Origin of the sequence: Nonomuraea sp. SBT364 (genome assembly GCF_001083785.1) — a bacterium.
In the GTDB taxonomy this organism is placed as follows: Bacteria; Actinomycetota; Actinomycetes; order Streptosporangiales; family Streptosporangiaceae; genus Nonomuraea.
Genome location: NZ_LAVL01000298.1, coordinates 1 through 4,884 on the forward strand (window position 1 = coordinate 1; position 4,884 = coordinate 4,884).

The 4,884-nt window shown below is 71.9% G+C and carries 7 protein-coding genes; 4 read left to right on the plus strand and 3 right to left on the minus strand.

Annotated features, from left to right (window positions below):
- A partial coding sequence (locus ADY59_RS53825; protein WP_331459601.1) for a carbohydrate-binding protein occupies positions 1–170 on the plus strand: 170 nt, incomplete at its 5' end.
- Positions 171–174: 4 nt separating this feature from the next.
- Positions 175–720, plus strand: coding sequence for a DUF305 domain-containing protein (locus ADY59_RS46515; RefSeq protein ID WP_053175833.1), 546 nt, complete (start codon positions 175–177; stop codon positions 718–720).
- Positions 721–729: 9 nt separating this feature from the next.
- Here ADY59_RS46515 and ADY59_RS46520 read toward each other — a convergent pair whose 3' ends face one another.
- Positions 730–1,737: a TerC family protein gene (locus tag ADY59_RS46520; protein ID WP_049577542.1), complete on the minus strand. Its 1,008-nt coding sequence runs from the start codon at positions 1,735–1,737 to the stop codon at positions 730–732.
- 337 nt (positions 1,738–2,074) lie between these two features.
- Here ADY59_RS46520 and ADY59_RS46525 point away from each other — a divergent pair, with 337 nt between their 5' ends.
- Positions 2,075–2,254 carry a hypothetical protein gene (locus tag ADY59_RS46525; RefSeq protein WP_049577545.1) on the plus strand — a complete coding sequence of 60 codons (180 nt, stop codon included), beginning with the start codon at positions 2,075–2,077 and terminating at the stop codon, positions 2,252–2,254.
- Between the two features lie 42 nt (positions 2,255–2,296).
- On the opposite strand, the gene ADY59_RS46530 is transcribed toward ADY59_RS46525, so the two are convergent.
- Together ADY59_RS46530 and ADY59_RS46535 are read right to left on the minus strand one after the other, a co-directional pair.
- Positions 2,297–2,698, minus strand: a complete 402-nt coding sequence (locus tag ADY59_RS46530) for a DUF6463 family protein (protein ID WP_049577546.1) — start codon at positions 2,696–2,698, stop codon at positions 2,297–2,299.
- Positions 2,695–3,252: a TetR/AcrR family transcriptional regulator gene (locus tag ADY59_RS46535; RefSeq protein ID WP_049577550.1), complete on the minus strand. Its 558-nt coding sequence runs from the start codon at positions 3,250–3,252 to the stop codon at positions 2,695–2,697. The genes ADY59_RS46530 and ADY59_RS46535 overlap by 4 nt, the downstream gene beginning before the upstream one ends.
- Positions 3,253–3,373: 121 nt before the next feature.
- On the opposite strand from ADY59_RS46535, the gene ADY59_RS46540 reads away from it, so the two are divergent.
- The coding region (locus tag ADY59_RS46540) for an FAD-dependent oxidoreductase (protein ID WP_231619230.1) at positions 3,374–4,884 on the plus strand (1,511 nt) is incomplete at its 3' end.

Consider the following 4,884-nt stretch of genomic DNA (forward strand, 5'->3'; position numbering starts at 1 on the left):
CCCCGACTCCCACGCCGACGCAGCCCGGCGGCACGTGGAGCGCGGGCACGGCCTACCGGGCCGGTGACCGGGTCACCTACGGCGGGGCGACCTACGAGTGCCTGCAGCCGCACACCGCGCTCACCGGGTGGGAGCCGCCGAACGTGGCCGCCCTCTGGAAGCGGATCTAGGAACTTGGCCGGTACAGCGGCACGCTGGACCGCCACAGTCCTGGGCCTGCTGCTGATCGTCGCCTGCGGACCCACCGAGTCCGCAGGCGATCCGGTCAACGCCGAGGACGTGATGTTCGTCCAGATGATGGTCCAGCACCACCGTCAGGGCATCGAGATCGCCAGGCTGGGCGCGGCCAAGGGGAAGACGCCCGAGGTGAAGACGCTGGCGTCGGCCATCGAGGTCACCCAGCAGGACGAGGTCGAGATGATGCTGCGCTGGCTGCACGCCTGGTCCCAGCCTCTGACCGCCGCGTCCGACGCGCACGACCACCACGGCGGGCTGCCGGAGACCGACCGCAAGCAGATCGCCGCGCTGAAGGGGTCGAAGAGCTTCGAACGCGACTTCCTCAACCTGCTGATCGCGCACCAGGACGACGCCCTCCAGATGGCCGGGGCCGAGTCGGCGGCCGGAGCCAACCGGGAGGTGAAGCAGTGGGCGGCCCGGGTGGAGTCGTCCCGCAAGGCGCAGATCCAGCAGATGCTGGACCTGCTCGACCGGCGGAAGTAGCCGGCCGGGTCAGCCGTCCCGCTGCGCGGCGGCGACGCGCCGGTTGGCGTACACGCTGGTGATCGTGACGGTCGTCAGGACCACGATGATGACCCCGAGCGAGGCCAGGGTGGGGATCTCCGGGACCCACGACCAGACGCCGTGCGCCCAGTGCAGGACGAGCTTGAGCCCGATGAAGCCCAGGATGATGCCGAGCCCGTGGTTCAGGTGCCGCAGCTTCTCCAGCACGCCCAGCAGCACGAAGTAGAGCGCCCGCAGCCCCAGCAGGGCGAAGGCGTTGGTGACGAAGACGAGGAAAGGATCTTCGGTCACGCCGTAGACGGCGGGCACCGAGTCGACGGCGAAGACGATGTCCGTCGCGAAGACGGCCACGATGGCCAGCGCCAGCGGCGTCAGGGCGCGCCGGCCGCCTTCGCGGACCGTCAGGCGCGAGCCTCGGTAGTCGTCGGTGACGGGCATGAACCGCCGCAGCAGGCGGACCGAGCGCATGGAGGAGATGTCGACCTTCTGCTCCCTGCCGCCCACCGCGTCCCGGAGGATCTTCCAGGCGGTGACGACCAGGATGCCGCCGAACAGCAGGAACGCCCAGGTGCCGCTCTGCAGCACGGCGGCGCCCAGGGCGATGAAGACGGCGCGCAGCACCAGCGCGCCGACGATGCCGTACAGCAGCACCCGCTGGGCCAGCACGCGCGGCACCGCGAACGCCGACAGCAGCAGCATGAACACGAACAGGTTGTCCACCGACAACGACTTCTCCACGACGTAGCCGGTGTAGAACTCCACCGCGACGCCGCCCCCGTACGCCTGCCACACGTACACCCCGAACAGCAGCGGGAGCGCCAGGTAGAAGACCGACCAGCCCACCGCCTCGCGCATCCGCACCTCGTGCGGGCGCCGGGTCAGGACGAAGTCCGCGCCCAGCAGCAACACCAGGCCGGCGACCGTCACGGCCCACAGGTGCGGTGAGCCGATCGTCTCCAGCGGGGCAGCCGTCATCAAAGCGGTTGGGTCGGGCATGGAACCTCCTCGAACGCGAGCCGTTCGAGGTCTCCTTCACCCACCACAGCGCGGGCGGCCGCCCGGGGACGTGGTCACGTCCGTATTGACCGGGCCGGCTCTTGGGAAGTACTCCCCTCGCCCCCAGGTTAAGCGAACCTCCGGACCTGCTCCACCGTCAGGAGGGGGTTTGACCTGCGAGGTCCCCCGGACGATAGTGGAATAAGCACGGAGGGGAGTACCCGCCGTCCGACATCCCGGCCGTCATCACGGCCTCCACAGGCCCGGCGGGATGGCCCTTCCACGCGGAGGGTGCGGGAAGACCTTCGTCCTCGCAGACGAGGCCGAAGGAGTTCCCATGTCGATCACCACGTTCCTCGAGATTTTGCTCGGCATCATGCTGATCTTCTCCGCGCTCGTCGCCGCCGCCGTGCTGTGGGTGGCGCCGCCGCGCCGCCACTCGGACCGGTCATCGGCGGGCGGAGGCCGTACGACTCCCGCCGAGGACCGGCCCGAGTGGCCGGGGCGGCACGGCTGACGCGTCGGCTTCACCCCGGCCTCCGATTACGGCACGCTCCGGTCAGCCGGGCCGTGCACCAGCCGTCACGGGGCGCCGGCGGGACGCGACGAGGCTGAGCACGCCGACGGCGAGCACCGGCCAGCCGCCCGTGACCGGGAAGTAGATCACGCAGAGCGCGACGCCGAGGACCACCAGGTACCAGCCGAGCTGCGCGGGCAGCCGGCCGGTCGTGCGGAGGATGTGGGCGGCCAGCGTGCCCATGGCCAGGAGCGCGACCCCGGCGACCATGAACCACACACTCGACTCGCGTGCGAAGAAGTCGGGCGCGCTCTCGTCGACGACGCTGCGGTAGAAGCCGTCGGCGGCGATCGCGGCCCACGCGTTGGGCTGGACGAAGGCCCAGGCGAAGTGGAGCAGCGCGGTGGCGATGATGAGCCGGGGTATCCAGCGGGTCAGCTTCATGCGGGGTCCGCCTCCTCGTGCGGGGCCAGGCGCAGCGCGCGCTGGTAGATCTCGCGCAGGCCGGCCGCCGGGACGGCGGGGATGACCTGCTGGGCGCCGATGAGAACCAGATAGAGCAGGTGGGCCATGGGGCCGACGTCGCTCTCCGGGCCGCCGAGGCCGCGCCACAGCACGCGCAGGTAGTCGATGCGGGTCCGGTCGACGCGTTCCTGGACGGCGCGAACCTCGGCGTCCTGCAGGGCCCAGGCGCGCACCGCGGAGTCCAGGCCCTCGCTGCCGTCCTCGTCGTCGAGGACGAGGTCGAGCAGGCGGCGCAGCCTCGCGGGGGCGGGCTCGCCCGACTTCTCCGTCGCCGAGATGAAGCGCGCGGTGTGCTCGGACTCGAAGTGCGCGAGCAGGTCCGTCTTGAAGCCGGCCATGCCCTTGAAGTGGTGGTAGAAGGAGCCCTTGGTGAGGTCGAGCTCGCCGCAGAGCCGTTCGATGGTCAGTGCCCGAGCGCCGTCCTGGGTGAGGACGCGGAGTCCGGTGCGCAGCCAGTCGCGTTTTGACGCCATGCCAGCGACCATACCGTACCGTATGGTACGGCCATGCGCCGCCCCTCCCCGCGACGTGAAGGGTTTGCTGTTTCGGCAAGGAACTTTGCCATCAGCTCCGGGCCTGGTGCACCATCGCGCCATGATGAAGACGCAGTACGACGTGATCGTCGTTGGAGGTGGCGCCGCCGGGCTGAGCGGCGCCCTGACGCTGGCGCGGGCGCGCCGCTCGGTGCTCGTGATCGACTCGGGCCTGCCGCGCAACGCCCCGGCGTCAGGAATGCACAACTACCTGGGACGCGAGGGCATGGCGCCGGCGGAGTTCCTGGCCGTCGGCCGTGAAGAGGTGAGGTCGTACGGAGCCGAGATCGTCACCGGCGCGGCCGTGACGGCGGAGCGGCTGGAGGAGGGCGGATTCCGCGTCGTGCTGGAGGACGGCACCGTCCGCACGGCGGCGCGGCTGCTGGTGACCACCGGGCTGGTCGACGAGCTGCCCGAGGTGACCGGGCTCGCCGACCGGTGGGGGCGCGAAGTGCTGCACTGCCCGTACTGCCACGGCTACGAGGTGCGCGAGCAGCGGATCGGCGTGCTGGCGAGCGGGCCGCTCGCGGTGCGGCAGGCGCTGCTGTGGCGGCAGTGGAGCGCGCGGGTGACGCTGTTCCTCAACGGCGCGGCCTCGCCGGCGGCGGAGGAGTACGAGCAGCTCGCGGCCCGCGACATCGCGGTGGTGAACGGCAAGGTCACCGGCCTGAAGGTGGCGGACGACGCGCTCACCGGCCTGGACATGGCCGACGGGCGTACCGTCCCCGTCGACGCGCTCGTGGTGGCGCCGCGCTTCACGGCTCGGGCGGGCGTCCTCGCGGGCCTCGGCCTGGAGCCGGTCGACCAGGAAATGTCAGGACATGTCGTCGGGTCGTACATCCCCGCGGACCCGACGGGGGCCACCCAGGTGCCCGGCGTGTGGGTGGCAGGCAACATCACCAACGTCGCCGAGGTCGTCATCGGCTCGGTCGCCGCGGGTCTGAAGGCCGGCGGCGCGATCAACGCCGACCTGGTCGCCGAGGACACCCGCCGGGCCGTCGCCGCCCGCAACGCCCCCTTCTCCCCGGAGGAGGAACGCGCCGCCGCCGCCCGCACCGGAGGCGACCACCGGCACGGCATCCCGGCCGGGGACGCCGGGGAGGTCACCGGGGAGGAGTTCTGGGACGCCCGCTACGCCGAGAGCGACCAGATCTGGAGCGGGAACCCCAACGACATCCTGGTCCGCGAGATCTCCGACGTTCCTCCCGGCACCGCGCTCGACCTGGGCTGCGGCGAGGGCGCCGACGCGATCTGGCTGGCCGGCCGAGGCTGGCGCGTCACGGCCGCCGACATCTCCGGCGTCGTCCTGCGCCGGGCCGCCCACCGGGCGGCCGAAGCGGGCGTCGCCGACCGCGTCGACTGGCAGCGGCACGACCTCGGCACGTCCTTCCCGGCGGGCGTCTACGACCTGGTCTCGGCGCACTTCCTGCACTCGTACGCGGAGCTGCCCCGCGAGCGCATCCTGCGCCGGGCGGCCGAGGCCGTCGCGCCGGGCGGGCTGCTCCTGATCGTCGGGCACGCCGGGTTCCCCTCCTGGGACGAGGACGGCCACCCCGGCGGGCAGTTCCCCAC